This is a genomic window from Corynebacterium sp. HMSC073B01 (genome assembly GCF_001838255.1).
Taxonomy (GTDB): Bacteria; Actinomycetota; Actinomycetes; order Mycobacteriales; family Mycobacteriaceae; genus Corynebacterium; species Corynebacterium jeikeium_D.
Window position 1 is genome coordinate 1 of the sequence record NZ_KV836142.1, and the last position, 22,642, is coordinate 22,642.

The 22,642-nt window shown below is 56.1% G+C and carries 20 protein-coding genes; 6 read left to right on the forward strand and 14 right to left on the reverse strand.

The window, feature by feature from the left end; all coding sequences use genetic code 11:
• Nucleotides 1-90 precede the first annotated feature (90 nt).
• Both HMPREF2849_RS02500 and HMPREF2849_RS02505 read right to left on the reverse strand, forming a co-directional pair.
• A complete protein-coding gene (locus HMPREF2849_RS02500; protein ID WP_070549855.1) occupies nucleotides 91-2,808 on the reverse strand; it encodes an ATP-dependent Clp protease ATP-binding subunit in 2,718 nt (905 codons plus the stop codon).
• A gap of 254 nt (nucleotides 2,809-3,062) precedes the next feature.
• Nucleotides 3,063-3,521, reverse strand: a complete 459-nt coding sequence (locus tag HMPREF2849_RS02505; protein WP_038626607.1) for a hypothetical protein — start codon at nucleotides 3,519-3,521, stop codon at nucleotides 3,063-3,065.
• A 231-nt stretch (nucleotides 3,522-3,752) separates the two neighbouring features.
• On the opposite strand from HMPREF2849_RS02505, the gene HMPREF2849_RS10925 reads away from it, so the two are divergent.
• Nucleotides 3,753-3,947: a DUF4236 domain-containing protein gene (locus tag HMPREF2849_RS10925; RefSeq protein ID WP_016421461.1), complete on the forward strand. Its 195-nt coding sequence runs from the start codon at nucleotides 3,753-3,755 to the stop codon at nucleotides 3,945-3,947.
• On the opposite strand, the gene HMPREF2849_RS02510 is transcribed toward HMPREF2849_RS10925, so the two are convergent.
• From HMPREF2849_RS02510 to HMPREF2849_RS02540, 7 genes are all read right to left on the reverse strand, one after another.
• Nucleotides 3,944-4,744 (reverse strand): hypothetical protein, encoded by an 801-nt coding sequence (locus HMPREF2849_RS02510; protein ID WP_224433510.1) that lies wholly within the window; start codon nucleotides 4,742-4,744, stop codon nucleotides 3,944-3,946. The two genes, HMPREF2849_RS10925 and HMPREF2849_RS02510, sit on opposite strands and share 4 nt — an antisense overlap.
• Nucleotides 4,745-4,790: 46 nt before the next feature.
• Entirely contained in the window at nucleotides 4,791-6,386 is a 1,596-nt protein-coding gene (locus HMPREF2849_RS02515; RefSeq protein ID WP_016421463.1) for a serine/threonine-protein kinase, read from the reverse strand.
• Nucleotides 6,383-6,976, reverse strand: a complete 594-nt coding sequence (locus tag HMPREF2849_RS02520; protein WP_016421464.1) for a hypothetical protein — start codon at nucleotides 6,974-6,976, stop codon at nucleotides 6,383-6,385. Before HMPREF2849_RS02520 ends, HMPREF2849_RS02515 begins: the two co-directional genes overlap by 4 nt.
• Nucleotides 6,976-8,595 carry an Hsp70 family protein gene (locus HMPREF2849_RS02525; RefSeq protein WP_016421465.1) on the reverse strand — a complete coding sequence of 540 codons (1,620 nt, stop codon included), beginning with the start codon at nucleotides 8,593-8,595 and terminating at the stop codon, nucleotides 6,976-6,978. The genes HMPREF2849_RS02520 and HMPREF2849_RS02525 overlap by 1 nt, the downstream gene beginning before the upstream one ends.
• A 115-nt stretch (nucleotides 8,596-8,710) precedes the next feature.
• On the reverse strand, nucleotides 8,711-9,625 hold the full coding sequence (locus tag HMPREF2849_RS02530) for a hypothetical protein (RefSeq protein ID WP_070862564.1): 915 nt from the start codon (nucleotides 9,623-9,625) through the stop codon (nucleotides 8,711-8,713).
• Entirely contained in the window at nucleotides 9,612-10,946 is a 1,335-nt protein-coding gene (locus HMPREF2849_RS02535; protein WP_070862565.1) for a hypothetical protein, read from the reverse strand. The genes HMPREF2849_RS02530 and HMPREF2849_RS02535 overlap by 14 nt, the downstream gene beginning before the upstream one ends.
• The gene (locus HMPREF2849_RS02540) at nucleotides 10,943-11,701 is read right to left on the reverse strand and encodes a hypothetical protein (protein ID WP_070546633.1); all 759 of its coding nucleotides are present in this window, start codon (nucleotides 11,699-11,701) and stop codon (nucleotides 10,943-10,945) included. The genes HMPREF2849_RS02535 and HMPREF2849_RS02540 overlap by 4 nt, the downstream gene beginning before the upstream one ends.
• Nucleotides 11,702-11,894: 193 nt before the next feature.
• On the opposite strand from HMPREF2849_RS02540, the gene HMPREF2849_RS02545 reads away from it, so the two are divergent.
• The gene (locus HMPREF2849_RS02545) at nucleotides 11,895-12,644 is read left to right on the forward strand and encodes a hypothetical protein (RefSeq protein WP_224784054.1); all 750 of its coding nucleotides are present in this window, start codon (nucleotides 11,895-11,897) and stop codon (nucleotides 12,642-12,644) included.
• Between the two features lie 2 nt (nucleotides 12,645-12,646).
• Nucleotides 12,647-13,363, forward strand: a complete 717-nt coding sequence (locus tag HMPREF2849_RS02550) for a hypothetical protein (protein WP_070439703.1) — start codon at nucleotides 12,647-12,649, stop codon at nucleotides 13,361-13,363.
• A 42-nt stretch (nucleotides 13,364-13,405) separates the two neighbouring features.
• On the opposite strand, the gene HMPREF2849_RS02555 is transcribed toward HMPREF2849_RS02550, so the two are convergent.
• Complete coding sequence (locus tag HMPREF2849_RS02555) at nucleotides 13,406-14,320, reverse strand: LysR family transcriptional regulator (protein ID WP_070439705.1); 915 nt, start codon at nucleotides 14,318-14,320, stop codon at nucleotides 13,406-13,408.
• A gap of 58 nt (nucleotides 14,321-14,378) precedes the next feature.
• Between HMPREF2849_RS02555 and HMPREF2849_RS02560 the strand changes: the two genes are divergently transcribed.
• Both HMPREF2849_RS02560 and HMPREF2849_RS02565 read left to right on the forward strand, forming a co-directional pair.
• Nucleotides 14,379-15,278: an EamA family transporter gene (locus tag HMPREF2849_RS02560; RefSeq protein ID WP_070439707.1), complete on the forward strand. Its 900-nt coding sequence runs from the start codon at nucleotides 14,379-14,381 to the stop codon at nucleotides 15,276-15,278.
• Nucleotides 15,275-15,928, forward strand: coding sequence for an NAD(P)-dependent oxidoreductase (locus HMPREF2849_RS02565; RefSeq protein ID WP_070439709.1), 654 nt, complete (start codon nucleotides 15,275-15,277; stop codon nucleotides 15,926-15,928). The genes HMPREF2849_RS02560 and HMPREF2849_RS02565 overlap by 4 nt, the downstream gene beginning before the upstream one ends.
• Before the next feature lie 279 nt (nucleotides 15,929-16,207).
• On the opposite strand, the gene HMPREF2849_RS02570 is transcribed toward HMPREF2849_RS02565, so the two are convergent.
• On the reverse strand, nucleotides 16,208-16,540 hold the full coding sequence (locus HMPREF2849_RS02570) for a hypothetical protein (RefSeq protein WP_070546626.1): 333 nt from the start codon (nucleotides 16,538-16,540) through the stop codon (nucleotides 16,208-16,210).
• Between the two features lie 364 nt (nucleotides 16,541-16,904).
• Between HMPREF2849_RS02570 and HMPREF2849_RS02575 the strand changes: the two genes are divergently transcribed.
• Nucleotides 16,905-18,623, forward strand: a complete 1,719-nt coding sequence (locus tag HMPREF2849_RS02575; RefSeq protein ID WP_070439713.1) for an AMP-binding protein — start codon at nucleotides 16,905-16,907, stop codon at nucleotides 18,621-18,623.
• A 112-nt stretch (nucleotides 18,624-18,735) separates the two neighbouring features.
• On the opposite strand, the gene HMPREF2849_RS02580 is transcribed toward HMPREF2849_RS02575, so the two are convergent.
• The 3 genes from HMPREF2849_RS02580 to HMPREF2849_RS02590 form a co-directional block, all read right to left on the reverse strand.
• Entirely contained in the window at nucleotides 18,736-19,563 is an 828-nt protein-coding gene (locus HMPREF2849_RS02580; protein WP_070862566.1) for a hypothetical protein, read from the reverse strand.
• A gap of 149 nt (nucleotides 19,564-19,712) precedes the next feature.
• On the reverse strand, nucleotides 19,713-21,170 hold the full coding sequence (locus tag HMPREF2849_RS02585) for a purple acid phosphatase family protein (RefSeq protein WP_070546620.1): 1,458 nt from the start codon (nucleotides 21,168-21,170) through the stop codon (nucleotides 19,713-19,715).
• 219 nt (nucleotides 21,171-21,389) lie between these two features.
• Nucleotides 21,390-22,601 (reverse strand): acyl-CoA dehydrogenase family protein, encoded by a 1,212-nt coding sequence (locus tag HMPREF2849_RS02590; RefSeq protein WP_016421475.1) that lies wholly within the window; start codon nucleotides 22,599-22,601, stop codon nucleotides 21,390-21,392.
• Nucleotides 22,602-22,642 lie beyond the last annotated feature (41 nt).

The window sequence follows — 22,642 nt, forward strand, 5'->3', positions numbered from 1 at the left end:
AAAATCAGACACACTTTTTGTCACTTAACCCCATAATGGAGTCGGAACTGGGGCGGCAGTGTTCGTTGGTACTGCTAGCGGCTAAACCTCTTAGAGCGGCTGGCCAGCACCCGCACCAGCCGGTGGCGGGTTGTGGCCGTCGTCATCGGAGTCGACCTCTGCCTCGGCAGCGGCTTGGTCAGCAGCACCTTCGATGTCGTCGGCTTCAACGCTCAGGGTGCCGTCAGCATTTCCGAGAACGTCCTTGTCTTCCTCGGAGTCAGCCAGAGCACCGCCGTCGGCATCAACGTTACCGGCCTTGCCCTTGTTGGTGAAGGTGAACTTCGCCTTGTCGACGTCCTTGGACTCGCCATCCCAGCCTTCGACATCGATGAAGACGGTCTCGCCGAGACCAACCTCACCGTAGAGAATCTTCTCGGAGAGCTGATCCTCAATCTCGCGCTGGATCGTGCGACGCAGCGGACGGGCACCGAGCACTGGATCAAAGCCACGCTTGGCCAGCAGGTTCTTGGCGCGGTCGGAAATCTCCATGGTGATGCGCTTCTCGTCGAGCTGGTCGCTGACGCGGGCCAGCATGAGGTCGACCATCTGGACAATCTCAGCCTGGCTCAGCTGCCTGAAGACCACAATCTCGTCGATACGGTTCAGGAACTCCGGACGGAAGTGCTTCTTCAGCTCGTCGTGGACCTTGTCCTTCATCCGCTCGTACTTGCCATCTTCATCGGCCTCGCCGACACCCGAGAAGCCCATACCAACAGCCTTGGAAATGTCGCTGGTACCCAGGTTCGAGGTGAAGATCAGAACCGTGTTCTTGAAGTCCACCACTCGACCCTGCGAGTCAGTCAGACGACCGTCTTCCAGGACCTGCAGCAAGGTGTTGTAAATCTCCTTGTGGGCCTTCTCAATCTCGTCGAAAAGCACGACGGAGAACGGCTTGCGGCGCACCTTCTCGGTGAGCTGGCCGCCCTCTTCGTAGCCGACGTATCCGGGAGGAGCACCGAAGAGACGAGAAGCAGTGAAGCGGTCGTGGAACTCACCCATATCAATCTGAATGAGTGCGTCTTCCTCACCAAAGAGAAACTCGGCCAGAGCCTTCGACAGCTCGGTCTTACCAACACCGGACGGACCAGCGAAGATGAACGAACCGGACGGACGCTTCGGGTCCTTCAGGCCAGCACGGGTACGACGAATAGCGCGGGAGACAGCACTGACAGCCTCTTCCTGACCGATGATGCGCTTGTGCAGCTCATCCTCCATGCGCAGCAGACGCGAGGACTCTTCCTCGGTGAGCTTGAACACCGGAATGCCAGTCCAGGAAGCCAGGACCTCCGCAATCTGTTCCTCGCCAATCTCAGCGATGGTGTCGGACTCGCCCGCACGCCACTTCTTCTCGCGCTCGCGGCGCTCTTCGCCCAGCTTGCGCTCCTTGTCGCGCAGACCAGCTGCCTTCTCGAAGTCCTGCTCGTCGATGGCGGCTTCCTTCTGGCGGCGCACATCGGCAATCTTGGAGTCAATCTCCTGCAGGTCAGCCGGGGCAGTCATGCGCTTGATGCGCATACGAGCACCGGCCTCGTCAATAAGGTCAACAGCCTTATCCGGCAGGAAGCGGTCGTTGATGTAACGATCCGAGAGGGTAGCTGCCGCAACCAGCGCCTTGTCCGAGATGGATACGCGGTGGTGAGCCTCGTACTTATCGCGAACACCACGCAGAATCTCGATAGTGAGATCCACGCTCGGCTCCGGCACGTTCACCGGCTGGAAACGACGCTCGAGAGCGGCGTCCTTCTCGATGTGCTTACGGTACTCATCCAAAGTGGTAGCACCGATGGTCTGCAGCTCACCGCGAGCCAGCTTCGGCTTCAGAATCGAGGCTGCATCAATTGCGCCCTCGGCGGCACCGGCACCAACCAGCGTGTGAATCTCGTCAATAAACAGGATGATGTCACCGCGCTGGTTAATCTCCTTGAGCACCTTCTTCAGACGCTCCTCGAAGTCACCGCGGTAACGGGAACCCGCAACCAGCGAGCCCAGGTCGAGAGAGTAAAGCTGCTTATCCTTCAGCGTCTCCGGCACACGACCGTTGACAATGTCCAGTGCAAGCCCCTCCACGACGGCGGTCTTACCAACACCAGGCTCACCAATCAGCACAGGGTTGTTCTTGGTGCGACGAGAAAGAACCTGCATAATGCGCTCGATTTCTTTCTCGCGGCCAATAACCGGATCCAGCTTGCCCTCACGTGCAGCAACGGTCAGGTTACGACCGAACTGATCAAGCACCAGCGAACCCGACTGGTGGTTACCCTCCTGCACACGAGCGCCGGAAGTAGCACCGACCGGACGCTGCTCCGGAGAACCATCGGACTCATCGCCCTGGAAACCGCTGAGCAGCTGAATAACCTGCTGACGTACGCGCGGCAGGTCAGCGCCGAGCTTAACCAGGACCTGAGCAGCAACACCTTCGCCCTCACGAATCAGGCCGAGCAGCAGGTGCTCAGTACCGATGTACTTGTGACCCAGCTGCAGAGCCTCGCGCAGAGAGTACTCCAGCACCTTCTTTGCACGCGGGGTAAACGGCACGTGACCGCTCGGCGGCTGGGAGCCACGACCAATAATGTCGACTACCTCAGAGCGCACAGCATCCAGGGAAATACCCATGGACTCCAGCGCCTTGGCAGCTACACCGTCGCCTTCACTAATCAGGCCGAGCAGGATGTGCTCCGTGCCGATGTAATTGTGATTGAGCTCGCGTGCCTCATCCTGTGCCAGGACGACAACGCGACGTGCTCGGTCCGTAAACCTCTCGAACATCACTGCCCTTTCAAGTGTCTATTTTTGCCGTAATTCAATAAAGGTTGTTTCACCTAGCTTAAACGCGACGCGACACAGATTAATCCCTATAGCCGTACGCCAGTAGCGAACAGCCTGGTCGAGAGAGGTATCACTGCTCGTACGGCAGCAAAAGCTCCCGGCGGCAATGCCACCGGGAGGAAACGAATGTTGGAATGAATTACTCCTGCGCGTTAAGCCAAACGCCAGACAAGAAGGAGTATTTGCACGGGATATCAGTCAGTCTCCATAATCTCCCACTCATACGGAGTCACTTCACCGCGCACCTCGTGGTACGGAGAACTGAAGTACAGGGTGCCATTCTTATTCAGGACCACGATCCCGTGGAAGCTGTACTTCTTCCCTTCCTTCAGTCGGAATGGCGGGCGCGAGGCATCCCAATTTCCACCGCTCATTCCGGCTTCCCAACTTCCAGATGCATCCTCGAGATCAAAGGTGACCAGATTGTGGGCGTTCTTCTTGTTACCCCACTTAGCTGTGGTCTGGCAGCGGAACATGTCCTGATTTACCGACCCACCACAGACTACGGTTTCTCCGTCTGTGGAATAGCTGACATAGTCACGGTTGATCTTGGGGTAGTTCGTAGCTGCATCGGCGACGGACGGATTGACAACAGCAAGCGCAGTGGCGGCAGTGATTGCGGCGGCTACAGCGGAAATCTTCTTGGTGAACATGATCTCAGATTAAAAACTCTCGGACACAAAAGAAACGGGAGTTCTCCCCGGGGAGTTCTCCCCTAGCTAAACCATGCTGGACTGCCCAAATCTGGACAGTGGTGCCATCAAACGCACCACGATTTATCCGCTTATGTCACCGGCACAATGCAGTCAGAGAGCGATGCTGTCCAAAGCAGCACGGTCAGAGCGCATGGCAGTCTGTGACGCACCGAGAATGGATTTATATCAATGGCTTTCAAACTATTCAGCTTCCGAAAGACCTTCCGCCCCACCCGCAACTCCCGGGTTACGCTATCGCGTTCTGGCCTCGGATATTCCTATCGCATGGGGCCCGTTCGGTGGACGAAGAATGCCCGTGGCGGCCGAACCACTACTGTGAACACGCCAATTAAAGGATTGACTTATCGCAAGTACCGTCGTTAAGCGAGCAGTTTCAAGTCGTCTGCAGTGACCAATCGTGCTTCGATTGCAGCGACAACTACCAGCTGCAGACGGCTCTTTTGATTAACCCGTTGCCACTCCTTGCTTGAGACCAGCCCCTTGCTCAAAGCGGATTCAAAAAGTGCGGTGCGGTAATGCTCGACTGCCTTTGCGGTCTTGCCTCCCAGCTTTCGGCCGGCCTCGGCATCGGTGCATGAAACCATAATGGTGTCGATTCGGCCGCGCAGATAATCCTCCGCATATGCAGCGATCAGAGCACGCTGGCGCTCCGGCAGCTCCCCAACCGAGATGGTTTCAGTCCCGTCAGTTGGCAGCACGACCTTCGCATCGGCGTGCTCAATATCCTGTTTAATCTGAATTTCGTACTGGTCATCCTTGACGGAAAAGCGGATGAAATACTCCGGGTAGCTCAAATCAAAACGCTGTTGCGGAGCCAGCCGGAATGACCGCGACACCTCCGGAATGTGCACCATTGCAGTCACGTGCTCGCAGTTATTGAGCAGAAACCACATTCCGGATTCCGCATACACATACATTGCTATGCGGTGCATGTAGCGGTTATCTTCGCCCACTTTGAGGTCGGCGTCACGCCCGATGGTCAATCCCTCACTCGGATTGGCAACAATCGCATCCCCACACAAATTATCAACCACAAGTGTTGGGAGCGATGTCACGTTGACCAGGCCTTTCTCTCGCACCACCAGCCACCAACCGCGAATCAGGAACCCTACCCAACGCTCCTGGGGGAATCGCCCAACGACGGCTGAAGTGACTGGCATTCATGATAGTTATCCGAAATATAACAAATATTCTCGGCGTTATCGCTTAATTCGTCGTGGTTTGCATTGCCCACGCCGCCACCGTGTCATAGGCAGCAGGACAAGGATCGCCTTCACTCAAAACGACAAATACCGGACGAAGCACTTCGGGACTGGATGGCGCAGAACTTTCCGCCGGCTGAACCAAGCAGTAATTAATCGGCCGTGTTGCCTCGGAACCTTCGCTGTTCACAGCTTGAAATGAGCCTGACGTTTGTAGGACATCCAGCCGGCGACCATCGGGCTCCATTCGCAGTTTCACCACTTCAGAGCCAGCTGGTTCAGCCACTGACCGGTTCTTGCTCACGGCATCCAGAATTTCACCCCGCCATTTGTCATTTTCAGCCTCTGCAATCGGCTTCTTCTCATCAATACCGTGGCGAAATGGCAGCAAGAATTCATCTGCCGAAGCAAACTGCGTCGCGTGATATGCAGCACCGTTGAATGTTCCCATCCGCTGAATCCCCTGCCAGCTCTTCTCACCGATGGGGACGTCGCTTAACGACGTAAGGGTCCATCGGTCACCCACCGGAATCCGAGGCCCCTTCGCCAAATCGGGAGCGCGAAGTCGCATCGGTTCCGCAGAACCTCCGATAGCTACTGGCTGTGCCAAGTGCTTGGCACTAAAGAGACCGCCATCTCCAATGCCGCTACGTTCGGCAACAACAATGCCACCACCAATAAGGCCTAGACATGCCACTACGGAGAACGCTGCAAGGGCTTTCTTCCGGTTCTTCGGATTGCGAACCTCGACGGCACCACCATTTAGCGCAGCAATGAGATCGCTAATAAACGCATTGCAGGATTCGTAGCGTTCATCGGCGTCAACCGCCAACGCCTTGGCGAAGACCGAATCAACTACCGCACCGAGGTTGGTAACCGGTCGCTTACCGCAGTGCAATTGCCGCGCACTGGCCGCGTCAGTAGCTGGAAATGCCTTATATCCCTGCAACAGCTCGAATATCGTGCACGCAAACGCATACTCGTCACTAGCTGCACTAATGCAACCCTTAGTGAAGATCTCTGGCGCCATGTAGGGCAATGAGCCGGCAACACGATTGGTCACGCCAACACTGTCGATTTCAGTGGCGGTTGATACACCGAAATCCACAAGCGTCGCGCTTAACACAAGCCCCGACGAATCTCGCTCTACGACGATATTTGATGGTTTTACATCACCATGAATCACCGCTGGTTCGTGCTTTGCTAGCCGATCTAGCGCGGTAGCAATCTCCACACCAATCGACATGACCTCGCTCTTATCGAAAGTGCGCGGCGGATATTCGGCCAGTTCAGCGCCCAACGAATTACCGCTAATAAGAGTCATGGTGAACCAAAGCAGGTTCCCGGCTCGCCCGCCATCGAACACGGTCACAACGTTGGGAACGTGAACAGTGGCTGCGATAGAAACCTCGTTCTGGAACAGTGCCTCCATTCGCTTAGAAGCACTGGCCTCTTCCGGCAGTGGGACGATTTTCAGTGCTTCGTTTCGGCCCAGCTTGGGATTTCGTACTCGAAAAACAGTCCCCATATTGCCGGCACCGATGAGAGCTTCAACCTCGTAGCCCTCAAAAATATCGCCTACCTGGGGAAGATTAGTCATCGGTTCCGTTGCCCAGACCCATCGAGATTACCCACCATAATCTGAATCCCAGACTCAGAGCGGCAATCATAATTAGGCGAAACTTCTTGGCATTCCATCGTCAGTGGCTGACCGTCATACTCAATCTCGATTGTCGTCTGCTTTGGCAGTGTTCCTTGCTCTTGCCGCTGTTTACTGAGCGCCCGCACTACCTCGTAATATGCTTCACAGTCCATATCGGAGCCCTGGTTTGACCAGGCACTCTGCAGCATCGGGCACGTCGGATCAACGGTCGACGCTAAGACCTCTGGGTCTACGAACCGATCGTCGGCAGGCGGTGCGATTGTAGTCGAGGTTGGTTCCTGATCATCGCCCACATAGTAGGACGGCGAGACTTCCACTTCGGTGCTTTCAGTGGTTTCAAACAACCCGTCGGCGTTATCCTGCTGGTTAGAGCGGAAATTTAGGATCCAGACCACCATTGCCAGGATGACGACAACCAGAATGGCGAGCACGAACAGCAGAATCTTCCGATTTCGACCATCAGTATCGGAATTTGCACCGCTGTCAATGTCATCGACGCCCGGGATTAGAGTGCGATCGTCGGTCATCAGTTATCTCCTTGGCTGACAGAAACCTTCATCATCGTCGTGCGAGCAGCCGAAATCTCTTCCTCATTCATCACACCAATGCGCACGTGGGATTCGATTGAGCGACCCGATGGAACGTGAGTGCCTTCCACGGTAATCATGCCGTCTGCTGCTACAAAGAACTTAACCTGAATTGGCTGACCCTTGGGCAACGGCGGGATACCTGTCAGCATAGATTCCGATCCACTAATGATGTCATTGAGAGCGACATCTTCGGATGGAACGTCACTGGCCTGCTGATACAGCGTCAAATCTACTTCCTCTTGGCCATCAGCTACGGTCGAATACTCCCGGACCACCGGCTCAGACAGGGGAATCATGTCATTCTGGTTGACCAGATAGTCGATGTACGGGTTGTTCAGATGATCGACAACTCGAATGCCAATCGACTTTGGCAATACATTTGCCACCTTCTTCTCCGACAGCGCGGCTAGCTGCCCGGCGTCAATCCCTGTCTCAGCCGCGATCTGCGCAATTGACTGCTGTTGGACAGCAGGGCTGGACTCAGCATTAACCACTCCCCCGAGCTTGCTGATCATCGCAGCAAGGGCAGCACCCTTAGCAACGGCTAGATCAGGCTCAACCAACAGTGGCTTCTTACCCGTCAGACGCTCCACCAGTTTGGTTACGGCGGTCATTCGCGAAGATCCACCCACCAGGATGACCTCATCAATTGTCAGTCCCGGCTCCTTTTCCTTTGCCGTCTCCAATACACGGGTCAAAGGAATCTCCGTCTGCTCGAGCAATGGCGCCGTGACACGCTCCAAGTCTTCGCGGGTAACGGCAATCTTGGCGCGGGAACCAGAGTCACTGGCAAGTCGCACAGTGGCGCTTTCCGCATTACTCAGCGCCTCTTTACAGTTCACCGTCTGCTCATGCAACTTAGCGACGAAGGTCTCATCGTTTTCCGCCTCCTCGTCACCAGTCTGCTCAATGAATTTATCCAGGATAAATTCACCAAGCGCCTTATCCCAGTCAGCACCGCCCAGTCGAGCATCACCGTCGGTGGCAATAACCCGGAAGGTGTTGTCAATCCCCTGCACAATCGTGGCATCGAATGTACCGCCTCCGAGGTCATACACCAGCAAGGTCTTGTCCTTTAGAGGCTGCTTGGAGTCGTAGTAGAGGGCCGCAGCAACCGGTTCTGCTACCAGCTCCAACACATTGAAATTAGCAATCTGCCCTGCGTTGCGAGTTGCCTCGCGCTCCTTCGCACCAAAATATGCCGGCACAGTAATAACTGCCGAAATCTCGTCGTCAGCTGCTTCGTCTGGAACCAACGAGCGCAAAATCAATGAAGAAATCTCCTCCGGGGTATACGCCTTCCCGCTGAAATTCCATTTCTTATCGGTGCCGATGCTCCGCTTCACCAGCTCGATGACGTCATTGGGGCTGAAGAGCTTCTCTTCACGTGCCAGCTTTCCGACAACGGTATTGGCCTTCGATTCAAACCACACCACACTTGGTGTCGACAGATCTCCGTCGAGGTTTTCTTGAATGACAGGAACACCCAGTGAGTCCACGTAGGAAATTGCGCTATTGGATGTGCCCAGATCGATGCCGTAAATACGTTCAGCCATGATTTTTCTCCTTATTCTGAAATCTGTTGGATTCTTGACTTCTTTTGCCGTGTCAGCGCTCTAGTTGTGTGCTGGCCGGACTCGAGCTGTGCTCTGTTCAGACTCGAGTTTTGGCCTAGTTGCCGCTGTGCCGGTACACCGTGACCGGCGCCTTGGCCACCACAATTGGACTGGTAGAACTGGTGAAGGTGTAGTAGTGCGAGATTCGTCGTGATGGCGCCAGCGTGCGGTGCAGCGCGGGGTTATCCGAATCCGCGAATTTGGTACGACGGTGAATTGAAGAATCAAAGGCATCGCCCACCTTCGCCTCTGTAATTGCCACTCCCATGGACTGAAGCGCATCTGCGATCGAGTCCTGCAGGAAATCCAGGGTCGAATACAGGTCACTGCCATCAGTTTCGGTAGTTTCTTCGAGCCGCGAAAGGTCAGCGCAAATCCCGTCATGGATGGCCGCCAACTTTTCCGCCAGCGGCATCAACTGGGCGTACCAACGACGATCAGTCAGCGCTTCCAACTCTTCACTTTGAGAGCGCAATACTGCGTTCATTGTGTCCAGCCGTGTTTGAATCAAATCCAACTGCTTTACGACGTTCCCGGCCGCAACACCTGCGGTACTTTCAGCATCCGTTTCTGGGAGCTCTTCCACCGGAACGGGAGGAATATCTTCCTGGGTTGGTGTTCCTTCCGCTGCCTGTCCAACACCATCAATTTCGCCGTTAGCTGAATCGGCACTGCCAGAATCAGCACTGCCAGAATCGGCGTAATCAACCTTGGACCATGCAGCTTCGTCGGTGTCTAGTTTTGGGTCTCCGGAATACTCGACCGGCTCCTGACCTGTGGTATCACCGTTGTCGACCGTGCCCCGGGGGTCGAAGGACTCATCAAAATTCGGCAGCGGGGCGAAATTATGCGCTCCACCGAAGTCAACCTCCGGATACTTAGGATCTCGTTCCTGATACTCATCAGCACGACTGTCCGAATGCTTGGCAGCCTTTTTATTTTCACCCTTTTTGTTATTAAAGAACCCCATTTTTATACTCCTTACCCTTGGCGAATAGATAGACAAGCGTTATGCCAACCATGATTACTATTAACGACATCTCCCAATCGAAATATGTGAAGAAGATTTCTCCAATTACCGCTGCAAAGAATACATATACAAAGCCGAACACCCCTATCCACCTTTTAGCTGTCCGCGCTCTGACCAATTTATGCAAAATCACAAGAAATAGACCTAAGGTCAGTGCCGACCCAGCATTATGCACAAGGGCATAGCTATTGGGATAATATTTCAAGTCGTTAATTAGAGACCAGATAACGGATACAGCGGTCAAAGGTATTAGTAAAACCATCAAACGCCTTGTAATTAAATCTTTTTCATTCTCTTGTGCTTGTTGACCCCATGATCCTTTTTCTAGCGGTGGTTTCTCGAGCGCATCCGTTCGATTGACGTTTTGAAGTACACGATTCTCAATTGTCGAATCGGAACTAGAACAGTAGGCTCCCTCAGCAATTTGCAATTCTTTACGAAGTCTCGTTGGGTCCAGCGACGATTCGTCATTCAGCAGACCGAAAGTATGTCGAGTCACTAAATCCGCTGGATTATCGACTGCTTGCAACCTTCGAATGAGAACGGTGCGGGTTTCAGCCTCTGGCGAACCGGTACGAAAGTTCGCACCAATGGATTTCGTTGCACCCTTCAGCATGTCGTTATCGATTGACTTGCCGTCGATAGCGCCTTCGGACTGTTCACGAAAACCGCTCGCAATGACATCTGCAATCGACCGAATGTCGGTATTTGCACTACTGGCCTCTTTAAAGGCAGCCCAGACTCTTTTCTCTGCATTGTTCGTCGGACCAGTCTCAATTTCCTGGCTATCTTCAACGTCGACGTATTCACGGAGCTCCATGCGGTTGGACGTTGGAACCAATATCCGATTAAAGAACTCTTCAAGCCCGTGCTCGGTAATCGCTTTTCCGCTGCCCTTTGCATACGGCTTCAAGAACCCCTCTTTAACTGCCTTCATCTGCACATCAGTGAAGAAGTACTGAGGACGCTGTACTCGTTTAAGAACAAGTCGAAAGGAAACACCAAACTTCTTTCGCACCGCGTCAACGAAATCTTCGGTGTGCAGCTCATCGATGATGTCCAGTGCACGCTGGGACTGCTCACCGAAGAACAACAAGTCTCGAATTAAACGGACACGCGCTTCCCAAAAATCCGAGGAAGAGGCATCTCCGCCCATGGGAATGTCAGCAATCAACTGAGCTAACTTGGCCCCCGTTGGCACTGCGCCTGTTGAAAATAGATTTTCAGCTAGGTTGTCTCGAACTGCGGGATTCAGACTCACATCTGCTCCTGAATCTCACTGATGCGAACACGTTGTTCTGGGGACAGGCCTGTCATGAATCTTCTGGCAGGATCTACTGCGATAAGCCATCCGGGAACTACATGCTCCGGCAACAGTCGAATCATTGCCCGAGCAGGGCGCCCCGAATCAAGCGCGGAGACAGTTGTCAGAGTCTCTCCATTGACATTGGCGTCCTCTCGCTCTTCCAGCTCATAGGCAGTGCCGTACGTAGAAAGCGCCTGCTTCATCTCTTCAAACGCTGTGGCAGTGCTGTAGTCGAATGCGGCGCGAGCGTAGATATATTCCACTAGGACTACGAGAGCGAAAAGGATTAATGCTTCGAGCGAAATAAGGACGCTTTTAGACATAAGCGATGCTGCGGTGACTGCCAGCACCGTGATAATGAGGCCGGGAATCCAACTAGTCTGATTTCGCAAGAACCACATCGCAAACCCCATGGCGAATGGAATCAACATCGCCGTATCTGGATATGGGCCACTATTGATAGATTCCAAAACTCCGCCAATTATGAATCCGGCGATAACGAGTACGACTCGAAACATCCAGGGTGCCCACCAGACAAAAAATGGCGGAATGATACGACCTTCTTGATCTACACCAACACGGTTCGGAATAATTCCTTGATCCTCCAAATCACCGCGCCAAACTTTAGTGCGATCTGGAACATCCTTCACAATATCTGTGGTTTTTGAGAAGTAGCTTTTGGCCGCATCTTTCAGCTGTTGGAGATTCATTAAGCGGTTCTTTCCCTCGATCCTCTGCCCAACGATTAATTCGCTGAACCCGACAGGATTTAGTTAAGCCCGCACGGGTAGTGAAAGTCACCGGGAGAACTCCCGTACCGCTTCTGAGGCCTCCGCTATAGCGTCGTCAAGCAGATGAAGAAAACGCTTATTCGGCGCTTAACTCGGAGGTTTTTTAACGCCCATGTCATCCCAGTTTCATTCAAAGCACGTTTTAGCTGCGGCAGCCGCCGCGACTGCCCTGACCCTGATTGGCTGCTCAGGTATGCCCACTAACAACGCTGCCCCGGAGTCCCCCGCAGTGGTGACAGTTACAGAAACGTCCCCTGCTTCTGATGCACAATCCGAACCCCCTAACTCGACTGAGAGCTCGACCGAGTCGGAAGAGCCAGAGCAGGAATATGCCAACAGTTCGCAGGATAAGAATTCTCCAAACAGCGAACTTTCGGATTCGGGCGATGACTCCGGTGCAATAACGCTGAACAGCTCGATGGAGCTGACCAAAATTGGTGGCATGGAACCTGGCAGCGCCAAGCGCCAAAACGTCAAGATTGACGCAACTGCTCACCAGAAAGAATTGGGTGGCTTCGACACTGCTCGGATCACGTTTCCCTTCGAGGGGTCCAATAGCCTGTTGACCTATCCCCTGGTTGATGGCGAAGCAAACGTCAGGTTGATGTGGAATTTCAGCCAGACCGGAGGAACTGAAACTTGTGAAAACAAGGTGGATGTCTACGATGCCGAAGGCAAACCGACTGCAAGTGCCAGCGCAGGTGTTACTGGACAACATACTCCTTGCCAAATCGTTCGCCGGTTTGGGGAAAAGGCCTACGCAACGTTTACAGAACCCGGTGAATACATCGTTGCTGTGACAGCTCAGCAACCGGGATTCGAACCAATCACAATCGCACAGAAAGTAAAGGTAGTCGGGTAGAAATGAGCACATATGAACCCATCGATCCATGGAACAACGACCAGTCAACCTCCGCGGTGGACTCGTCTAGCAAAACTTCTGATACCAAGCCGAGAAAGAATAGAACGCTGACATTGCCACTCGTTGTCGGCGCAGTCGGAGTGATTGTTGCCGGCGCGGCAGGTTTTGCCATGGGTGGCAAGAATGCTGAGTCCGAGCTCGCAAGCGCGAATGAAGAGATTTACTCATTACAACAACAGCTAGAAGAGCAGGAAAGCGAGCTGCAAGCACAGATTGATGAGCTGAAGAGTAAGAACTCGGAAACTCATCGCGAGAGTCTCGAGTCCAACCAAGCTGCCGCAGCCGCTTATAACTACAAAAAGGCGCTTGACTGGCTTAACGTCTGCGACGCACGCGACTATATGCCTGCAGAAACAGGGGCTGGACAGTATAACTGGGGCTCCCTAGGCATCGGATGCTCGTACGAATTCGAAGATCCCGACGGAATGATTGTCATCCTAGTTAGCGGAGAAAACAGCGACGCCGAGACAGGAGAATTAACCAACGGCGATATTGACGGCTACTTAAAATCAATCATCCATGCTGATTTTCTTAGGCTCAATGTATGGGTCTCTGACTCTGGGCCATGGGCCGACGCAGAGGAAAAGGCCACAGATATTGCCGAAAAGGTAAGCAATGCCGCTGAGCTCAACAAGAAACAGGACACTGCAGAGCAATAGCTAGTTGTACTGACCGGAGACGTTGATCGACGCGATCTGGCATCAGTCGACCATGTGCAGGGCGATTGATTCCTTGACCTGTTCGATGAACGCTCGAGCGGCGGGGCTCGGATTGAAAGATCCCCACGCGATGTACTCGGTCCGGCAAGGGCCATCGACCACGGGAATGGCTCGCAGCGCTGGGTTGGCTGGCACACAGTCGACGGGCAGCAGGCAGACGCCCAACCCGCGTTCGACGAGGGCGAGCATGAGCTCGGTCGACATCGCCTCGAAGCCCACGCGGCGTTGAAGGCCTGCGGCAGCGAATGCCCGATCGCCTTGGAGCCTGCCCGGTGACCCGGCCGGGAAGTCAACGAACGTCTCGTCGGCCAGGTCGGCCAGGGCTAAGGTGCCCCTGTGTGCTAGCCGATGCTGTGACGCCATGACAGCGACGAGACGCCCTCGGGCGATCTCGTGCGCGGTGAGTCCGGACGCTGGGGTGACGTCGGCGTCCACGCCGAGGAATGCTACGTCGAGTCTCCCGCTGCTGAGATCGCGCATGAACTCATTGCTTCCCCCGCCCCGCACGGTGAGATCCACGTGGGGATGGCTGGCGTGGAAGGCTGCGACGATGTCGGGCACGCTGACGGCTGTGACCGTCGGGATCACACCTACCGACAAGCTTCCGCGGACCTGGCCCACGGCCTCGGCGGCGACCGCCACGGCGCGGTCAGCGGCTGCGAGGCTGATCCGTGCTTCCGTGAGGAAGGCTTCGCCGGCGGGGGTCAGCTCGACCCGGCGGGATGAGCGCACGAACAGTGCCGTGCCGAGTTCCTTTTCGAGGGCCTTGATCTGGTGGCTCAGGGCTGACTGCACGACGAAGCAGCGTTCTGCTGCTCGCGTGAAGTTGCGTTTCTCGGCGATCGCCACGACGTACCTGAGCTGTTGGAGTTCCACCCAATCATGATAGCAGCTCATTGTTTGGGTGAGAACAATGTGTTGGACTCACTACTGGTGAGCGACTGATGCTGGATGCATGAACACTTCTTCTCATGGGCGCCGCGGTTCGTTGCTGTGGACCTGTTTGACGGCGCTGGCCCCCGCTACGTGGGGGACGACATACATCGTGACCACACACCTCCTCCCAGCCGGGCATCCATTGTTTGCTGCGTTCATGAGGACGCTGCCGGCAGGGATCATCGCCTTGTGCCTGTCGAGGCAGCTGCCGCGCGGTTCGTGGAGGTGGAAGAGCTTCGTGTTGGGCGGTCTGAACATGGCCGCGTTCTTCCCCCTGCTGTTCTTGTCGGCGCAGCGTCTTCCGGGCGGGGTAGCGGCCACGCTGAATGCGGTACAGCCCATCATCGTTGCCCTGCTGGCCGTGGCTGTCCTCCACGAGCAACTCTCCGGATGGCGTCTGGGATGGGGTGTCGTGGGTGTCGTGGGCGTGGCCCTCGTGGTTCTCGGTCCAAGCGCTGCCCTGAACCCGGTGGGCGTGGTTGAAGGACTCGGCGGCGCAGTGGCCATGGCCACCGGCGTGGTCCTCACCAAGAAGTGGAAGCTCCCGGAAGGTGTCTCGCCCGTCGCACTGGCCGGTTGGCAGCTGACGTCCGCCGGCCTGCTGCTGGCGATTCCGGCGCTGCTGGTGGAGGGACCACCGCCGGTAATTCCTGTCCATGGCTGGCTTGGGTACGCCTGGCTCGGCCTGGTCGGGGCGCTGGTCTCCTACAGCCTCTGGTTTACCGGCATCCGACGGCTTCCGGTCACGTCCACAGCCCTCCTGGGACTCCTCTCGCCGTTGGTCGCCGCCCTGCTCGGCGCCCTGATCGCGCATGAACACCTCGGAGCCGAGCAGTACCTCGGCTTCGCGATCGCCCTGGCTGCCATGGTCTGTGGCCAGCTCCCCGCCCCCACCAATTATCGAAAGGACAATTCATGAACATCACGATTCTCGGAGCCACCGGCATGGCCGGTACCGCGATCGCGCAGGAGGCCACACGCCGCGGCCACCACGTCACTTCCGTATCGCGTAACCCACCGGAGACCAACGACCCGCATACTACCGTCGCTCGTCTCGATCTGACAGATCTCGAGGCACCCCTGCAGCCCGTCCTGAACGACTCAGACGCCGTCGTGCTCGCCGTGCGCATGGCCCCCGGCGATGAGAGCAGTGTGGCTCCGCTGACCAGCCATGTCCTCGACCACGCCGCTGTCGCGGGGGTTCGGGTTCTGGTCGTAGGAGGAGCAGCGCCCTTACGCTCACCTCACGATCGGGAGTTGCGCGTCCTGGACGACCCCACCTTCGTGCCGCCCCAGTGGCGTGACGTCGCATCGGCCAGCCTCGACCAGTTCAACGCATGTACAGAACATCCGAACCAGAACTGGACCTACCTGAGTCCGTCGGCAGTCTTCGAGCCCGGACAGGGAACCGGCGCTTATCGCCGAGGCGGTGACACGCTTCTGATCAACCACGACGGTACGTCGCGGATCACCCCTGCGGACCTGGCCCTGGCCGTACTCGATGAGCTGGAACAGCCCAGCACCCAACGTCACTTCACCGCCATCGAGCAAGCAAAGGGTCTGTCCTAAAGTTAGCGGTTCACAGAGGAATCCTCGCTAACAACCGTGAGGGGGTCGAGTTATCGGCCCCCTCCGTCTATTCCAAGGGGACGCTCTTGCTCCACGCCTACGCAGCACTGGCCTCACACGGCTTGCGGGAACCAGCCGCCCTTCTCACGATTGACCAACGTCTCCGGTCAGTACAGCTAGTGGCCCCTGATAAAGAACCCCAGCTCACCGATGAGCTGGGGTTCAGGCTTTGAGAAGACCGCTAGCAATTCACGCACTCAACAGTGCGAATAAGGACACCTAGTTGTTCACACGGTTATCGTCGTCGTGATCGCCATCCAAATCGCCGTCATCGTCATCACCATCGCCGCGATCATCGTCGTCCATGTCATCGTCACGATCATCGTCGTCACGATCGTCTTCCATGTCATCGACGTCATCAGAGTCGTCGCGATCATCGTCCTGCTTCTCAGTCGAAGTCACCGTAGTGGTCTGGACAGGAGCCGGATCGACGTCATCGCTATCGCCACATGCTGCAAGACCGAAAGCAGCGCCGGTTGCGACTGCCCCAGCTACTACCACTCGAGCTGACAAAATCCCCAGGGACACTCGAGCCTTGAGAGCGGAATCCATAGATTCTCCTAAGTCATATCGACTAACTTTGCCCTCCACAACGGAGACGTGGGCGTAGTTGGATTGGAACATGTTTGAAGGAATTTTTCTAGAAAAACAACTTCAATACAGGGCCTTCTATCTAACAGACGCCACCTTTGGAAAAGAGAGCATCTGCACGTTTGACCATTTTCACTGGTCACAATACAGGTCTTCACAAATATTCGTTTCTCATAAAAAAATTTTGCAAAAACCTACACAAGAGTGACCTAGGACACTTATTCTTACTGTAAAAGAAACTAAGTCGGCGGTCCTACCGATGAGGTTTCGCCTGATTAGGACTCTCCGAAGACCACAGGACATGAACCACGGAAGATGAGTGACTATGACATCTGACCCACAGACCTCGATCCTCAATAAGGTGCGCAAAGCTTCGCGAGCTACCTCGGACCTCGTCCTCGGACTCGCACCGGTGACGCAGGCTGGTGTCCTCGGCTCGATGGGACCCGGCGCGGCTGGTAAAGCATTAAATTCCATCTACCGCTGGGACTTCCTGCCAGCTGGTCTCCTCGGCATTGCAGCCGGCCGCGATCCGCACCACACCGCAATTATTGATGACGGCGGCTCGCTGACCTACGAGGAACTGCACGAGCGCTCCACTGCCCTGGCGCGAGCACTCCGCCACGGCGATATTCAGCAGCGCGACCGCATCGGTGTGTTGGCTCGCAATCACCGCGGTTTCATTATGGCTCTGTGCGCCCACGGTCGCCTCGGCACCGACCTGGTACTGCTCAACACCGGTGCCTCTGCCGAGCAGACTCTGGCCGTGATTCGTGAGCAGAAGATTGACTTCCTGTTCATTGATGAGGAATTCACTCACATGCTGCCGGAGGACTTCGATGAATGCCCGGTCGCCGTGTCGTGGTTTGAAAACTACGGTGACACCTCCTGCGTTCGCGAAGGCTGGACCTCCATGCAGGAGATGCTGAAGACGGCACCGCCGGCAAAGTGGCCGACCGCCGAGCTGCCAAGCCGCCCGCGCCGTGGCCGCGTTATTATTCTGACTTCCGGAACCACCGGCACTCCAAAGGGCGCCAAGCGCCCGGAGCCGCGCAGCTGGATGCCGGCATCTTCCATCATGAGCCGCATTCCGCTGCGTCAGCGTCGCCCGGCTTACCTTGCGGCTCCGCTGTTCCACACTTGGGGCTTCGCAACTGCACAGCTGTGCATCGCACTGCGTTCCACCATGATTATGCGCCGCAAGTTCGATCCAGCCGACAGCCTCCGCATTATCGAACAGCACTCTCCGCACACCATCTTCCTGGTGCCGACCATGCTGCAGCGCATGATTGAGATTCTCCCCGACAACTATGACATCGGTGCGACATCACTGAAGGTCATCGCATCCTGCGGTTCGGCCATTCCGGAGGGAATTGTCACCAAGACCCTCGAGCGCTTCGGACCGGTTCTCTACAACCAGTACGGCTCCACCGAGGTCAGCTGGGCAACCATTGCTACCCCGGATGAGCTCAAGGCAAATCCGACCACGGCAGGTCGCGCACCGCTGGGCACTCGTGTCCAGATTCTCGACGAAGACGGCAACCGCGTTGCTGACGGCGAGACCGGTCGAATCTTCGTGGGCAACAACATGTTGTACGAGGGCTACACCCGCCCCGGCGCGGACAAGCAGGTCATTGACGGCATGGTCTGTACCGGTGACCTGGGTCGAATGGAAAATGGCCTGCTCTACATCTCCGGTCGCGAGGACGACATGATTGTCTCCGGTGGCGAGAACGTCTTCCCACGTCAGACCGAAGATGCGCTCAGCCAGCTCGAAGGCATCCGCGAGTGCGCAGTCGCAGGTGTTCCGGATGAGCGCTTCGGCCAGGCCCTGGTTGCCTGGGTTGTCCGCGACGACTCCCCTGAGGGTCGCGCCCTGACCAATGAGCAGATTCGCACATATGTCAAGCAGCACCTCAGCCGATTCGCCGTTCCGCGCGAGACCGTGTTCCTCGATGAACTGCCACGCAACGCAGTCGGCAAGGTGGTTCCTCGCCACCTGCCGAAGCCGTGGGAGAACGCCGCCGAGGAGAAGGCGGCTTAGGGCGCAGGGACCGTCGTAAAGCGAACGGCAGACACGAAAAGGACGCGGTAAAAACTTCCATTGTGGAAGTTACCGCGTCCTTTTTGCGTGTCCTAGGAAGAACTAGAGCTGATTAGCCGGCGTTCAAAACACCGTAGTCCGTGACGGGCTCACGGAAAATCTCTTCGCCGTCCTGGGTCACGGTTACCGCATTCGGAGTGACGGTATACGTGTAGCCACCATTTTTCGCGACAGCACGGTTCCCGGAGAAACTATCTACTGTGTACGCATCCGGGGTATCCGAAATCTCACCGAAGTCACCAATGTAATGGCGCTGCTGGCGGTTATTGGAGTTCTCACAAATCACGGCCTTACCCGAAGAAGTCTCCGCCAGCACACGCGCGTAATACCCACCCGAGCAGCGAGCGGTACTGCCAACCCAACCTTTGGCATCGATATCATCGCGATCCATACCGAACGCGCGGAGACCAAAATTTCCCCTCTGCGTAGTGCTAGGAGCGCTGCTCTCCGGCTGCTTCGTCGTTTCCGGCTCGACGGTCTGGGTATAGGTTTCCGTGTACGTCTCCACCGGCGCCGGGGACGCAGTGCTTGACGACGAGTCCCCTGCCGCAACCGTATCGGGAGACTGCGGGGAATTATCGGAGGAATTATTCAGGTAGTACGCGCCACCGATACCGGCGACCGCTGCAAGTGCAACACCGACGATGCCCAAGGCCACGAACAGACCGTTGTTGCTCTTCTGCTCAGGTACCGGAGCCTGCTGATAAGCCGGATACTGCTGAGGGTAACCGCCCTGGTTCGGCCCCTGCGACTGGTACTGGTACTGAGGCTGGTGCTGGCCTTGAGCCCCGCCCTGCGGCTGCTCCCAGGCAGATGTTGCATAACCGTCCTGCTCCCAATCCTGCGGGGAGGACGAACGCGGGTTGTACTGGTCGGTCATCGCTAAATTCCTTATTACTTCAGAGCCACACTTGTGCTCGGCCAATAACGTGGTGGCGTGCGACTTCGCCCACAGCGGAACTTGCCACTACGTATTTTCCATTAACACTATGCGTTGCCCAGCGTACCCTGCTTGAAGCTAGCACTAGCTCAGAGCGGTACTTTGTTCTTGAAGAAATTGACGTAGTTCCGATCGGAGATCTTTCCCAGCATAAACTCTGGCTCCAACCCGAACATCGACCAACGAGTTTTCGTTGACCAGGACAGCGACTGCGGTGTTGTGGTGCGGTGGTAGCTGATCTGGTAACCGTCAGTGTGCACTCGAATCTGCGTGTATCCACCCGGATAGCCAAGTGCAGCACCCCGCTCACAGAAGTCCGTATCCCCATAGTCAGCGATACCACGACGGCTGCGGTGCGTATGACCAGCGAACACACCTTTGGCGCCCGGCGTGGCAGCCAGGATCTCCTGGAAAACCTTGGCCTGCTGAGCCTCGACCATGAATGCCTCACCACCGAAATGCGAACGCACCGCATCCTGAGTAAACGGGTGGTGCGCAAACAAAATTGTCGGACGCTCTGGATCCTCTGCGAGTTCAGCACGCAATGCACGCATCTGGCGCTCATTAATACGCCCACCTGCATAACCAAACTCGGCGGTATCAACACCGATGAGGCGCACTTCGCCGACGCGAGTCGACCAGTGCTGCTGCGTCGGCACAAGACGCTGGCTGAAGTAATCCGGAACCGCGGTCTTGCCCTTGCGGATTCCGCGTCCCCGGAAACCATTGATATTGGGTAGCCCGGGCGGGTGCACATCGTGATTACCACGGGTGACAAACCAGTTTTTCCCAAACTCACCGAAAGTATCCAAAACCCTGATGAGCTCGTCATACTCCTCAGGGCGGTTGCTATCCGTGCAATCGCCATTGACGACGAGAGTGTCTAACCCGGCAGCCTTTACCGTGTCCACCAGACCCTGCAATTGCATAGAGGCGAAAGGCTGCTCTCCTGGATCAGAGGAAAGACCGAGGTTGCCAATGCGAATGCCGTCATGATTGGGCTTACCAATGTGTGTGTCATTCGTCAGCGCGAACGTCGCCAAATGTGCACCCGCCAACGCTGGCAGAGTACTTACGACGCCTGTCTTCTCCGGTGCCGTTTTGCTCATGGTGATATTCAGCGACGGAACCGCGCGACAGTTGTGTGACCAGCACTCAAAGCGGTACTCCCGTCCCGGCTCCAACCCGTCAATGACCACATGGTGGTAGCCCGACTCTGAGTACCCCTCGTGCACGAGCTCTAACTGCGTTGAATCCGCAGGACCAAGCAGCACCCGCTCATCCGAAGGAACGGTCGGCTTAATGAAGCCATACGCTGTCTGCACTCCCGGAGCATATGTTGCCCATGTAAATGCCACTGACGTGTCTGTGACAGTGATGACCTCCAAGTCGCTAGCCAGTACCTGCCACGACTTGGAATCCGACTGGGTAAGCCCCAGACCCGACGTGACGTACTCAAGGCCGTACGCTCCCGAGGTTTTCGCGACGGCCATTGAACTTGCAGCAAGAGTTGCAACAGAGAGGTAGGCCCGGCGGGAAATGCTCATGTCCAATAAGCCTAGAACCTAAAGATGAAAATTAGATGAACTCTCCCTCTAATCTCAGAAAAATAGGAACGCAACGACAAGAGACACACGGCCAAAACAGCGCAAAATAAAACACCGCCCTACCAAGTCATGGCAGGACGGTGTTTTAAGAAATGTGGCTTGAGCATCTTTGTGAGCTTTTACCGGCTCACCAGTATGTAGATTGCTCTGAAACTGTAACTACTTCAGTTCCTTGGAGGACAGGCCCAGGGTGCGGCGAGCAACGACCAGCTGCTGAATCTGCTGGGTACCTTCGAAGATGTCCAGGATCTTGACGTCGCGGGACCACTTCTCCAGCAGGTTACGCTCAGAGTAACCGAAGGTACCTGCCAGCTGAACGGCACGGAGGCAAATCTCGGTGCCTGCACGGCCGGCCTTGGCCTTACACTCGGAAGCTTCCAGAGTGTTCGGCTGCTTGTTGTCAGCCATCCACGCAGCGCGCAGAGCCAGGAGGTATGCAGCCTCCCAATCGGACTCCAGCTTCAGGTACTCAGCTGCAGCAGCGCTCTGGGTGTGTGCCGGTGCATCGTAGTCAATCTCGATGCCAGCCTCTTCCAGGATGCGACGCAGCTCTTCCAGCGAAGCACGGGAGACACCGATGGCCATACCCGCAACCAGCGGACGAGTGTTGTCGAAGGTCGCCATTGCGCCGGCGAAGGACTTCTTAACATCAATGTCCGGGGAACCCAGCAGGTTCTCCTTCGGAACGCGGACGTTGTCCAGGCGGAGCACTGCAGTATCCGAGGAACGAATACCCAGCTTCTCTTCCAGACGCTCCACGGTGAAGCCCGGAGTGCCCTTCTTCACCAGGAAGGATTTGATGGCAGCACGGCCCTTGGACTTGTCCAGGGTCGCCCACACAACGACGGAGTCGGAACGCTCACCAGCAGTGACGAAGATCTTCTCACCGTTGATGACGTACTCATCACCATCGAGCTTGGCGGTGGTGGAAACTGCGGAGGAGTCAGAACCAAAGGACGGCTCGGTAATTGCCATGGAAGCCCAGGTCTTACCGAAAGCCTCCAGCTGCTCATCAGTAGCAACAGCTGCGATGGCTGCGTTACCCAGACCCTGGTACGGCAGAGACAGGGTCAGACCCACGTCACCCCAGCAGGTCTCAATAACGTTGAGCAGCGAAGCCATGTTGCCACCGTTCTTTACACCGGTGCGCTTCGGCTTCTTATCGTCGCCACGTCCACCAGAAGCACCGGAGAAGCCACGGCCACCATCTGCCATGCCGTCCATCATGGAGGCAAGGGTGTCGAGTTCCTTCGGGTACTCGTGCTCAGCGAGATCGTACTTACGGGAAATCGGTCGGAAGATCTCAGCGGCGGCCTGATGCGACTGGGACGCGCCCGCCTTGAGGAACTTCGGCAGTTCGAGGTTAATCATTTTCTTTCCTCTTAATTCTTTTCGGCTGAAGTATCTAGCGG

Excerpts from the sequence above, each read along its gene's own strand:
- HMPREF2849_RS02500 (WP_070549855.1), bottom strand. The coding sequence starts at position 2,808 with ATGTTCGAGAGGTTTACGGACCGAGCACGTCGCGTTGTCGTCCTGGCA.
- HMPREF2849_RS02505 (WP_038626607.1), bottom strand. The coding sequence starts at position 3,521 with ATGTTCACCAAGAAGATTTCCGCTGTAGCCGCCGCAATCACTGCCGCC.
- HMPREF2849_RS10925 (WP_016421461.1), top strand. The coding sequence starts at position 3,753 with ATGGCTTTCAAACTATTCAGCTTCCGAAAGACCTTCCGCCCCACCCGC.
- HMPREF2849_RS02510 (WP_224433510.1), bottom strand. The coding sequence starts at position 4,744 with ATGCCAGTCACTTCAGCCGTCGTTGGGCGATTCCCCCAGGAGCGTTGG.
- HMPREF2849_RS02515 (WP_016421463.1), bottom strand. The coding sequence starts at position 6,386 with ATGACTAATCTTCCCCAGGTAGGCGATATTTTTGAGGGCTACGAGGTT.
- HMPREF2849_RS02520 (WP_016421464.1), bottom strand. The coding sequence starts at position 6,976 with ATGACCGACGATCGCACTCTAATCCCGGGCGTCGATGACATTGACAGC.
- HMPREF2849_RS02525 (WP_016421465.1), bottom strand. The coding sequence starts at position 8,595 with ATGGCTGAACGTATTTACGGCATCGATCTGGGCACATCCAATAGCGCA.
- HMPREF2849_RS02530 (WP_070862564.1), bottom strand. The coding sequence starts at position 9,625 with ATGGGGTTCTTTAATAACAAAAAGGGTGAAAATAAAAAGGCTGCCAAG.
- HMPREF2849_RS02540 (WP_070546633.1), bottom strand. The coding sequence starts at position 11,701 with ATGAATCTCCAACAGCTGAAAGATGCGGCCAAAAGCTACTTCTCAAAA.
- HMPREF2849_RS02545 (WP_224784054.1), top strand. The coding sequence starts at position 11,895 with ATGTCATCCCAGTTTCATTCAAAGCACGTTTTAGCTGCGGCAGCCGCC.
- HMPREF2849_RS02550 (WP_070439703.1), top strand. The coding sequence starts at position 12,647 with ATGAGCACATATGAACCCATCGATCCATGGAACAACGACCAGTCAACC.
- HMPREF2849_RS02555 (WP_070439705.1), bottom strand. The coding sequence starts at position 14,320 with ATGAGCTGCTATCATGATTGGGTGGAACTCCAACAGCTCAGGTACGTC.
- HMPREF2849_RS02560 (WP_070439707.1), top strand. The coding sequence starts at position 14,379 with ATGAACACTTCTTCTCATGGGCGCCGCGGTTCGTTGCTGTGGACCTGT.
- HMPREF2849_RS02565 (WP_070439709.1), top strand. The coding sequence starts at position 15,275 with ATGAACATCACGATTCTCGGAGCCACCGGCATGGCCGGTACCGCGATC.
- HMPREF2849_RS02570 (WP_070546626.1), bottom strand. The coding sequence starts at position 16,540 with ATGGATTCCGCTCTCAAGGCTCGAGTGTCCCTGGGGATTTTGTCAGCT.
- HMPREF2849_RS02575 (WP_070439713.1), top strand. The coding sequence starts at position 16,905 with ATGACATCTGACCCACAGACCTCGATCCTCAATAAGGTGCGCAAAGCT.
- HMPREF2849_RS02580 (WP_070862566.1), bottom strand. The coding sequence starts at position 19,563 with ATGACCGACCAGTACAACCCGCGTTCGTCCTCCCCGCAGGATTGGGAG.
- HMPREF2849_RS02585 (WP_070546620.1), bottom strand. The coding sequence starts at position 21,170 with ATGAGCATTTCCCGCCGGGCCTACCTCTCTGTTGCAACTCTTGCTGCA.
- HMPREF2849_RS02590 (WP_016421475.1), bottom strand. The coding sequence starts at position 22,601 with ATGATTAACCTCGAACTGCCGAAGTTCCTCAAGGCGGGCGCGTCCCAG.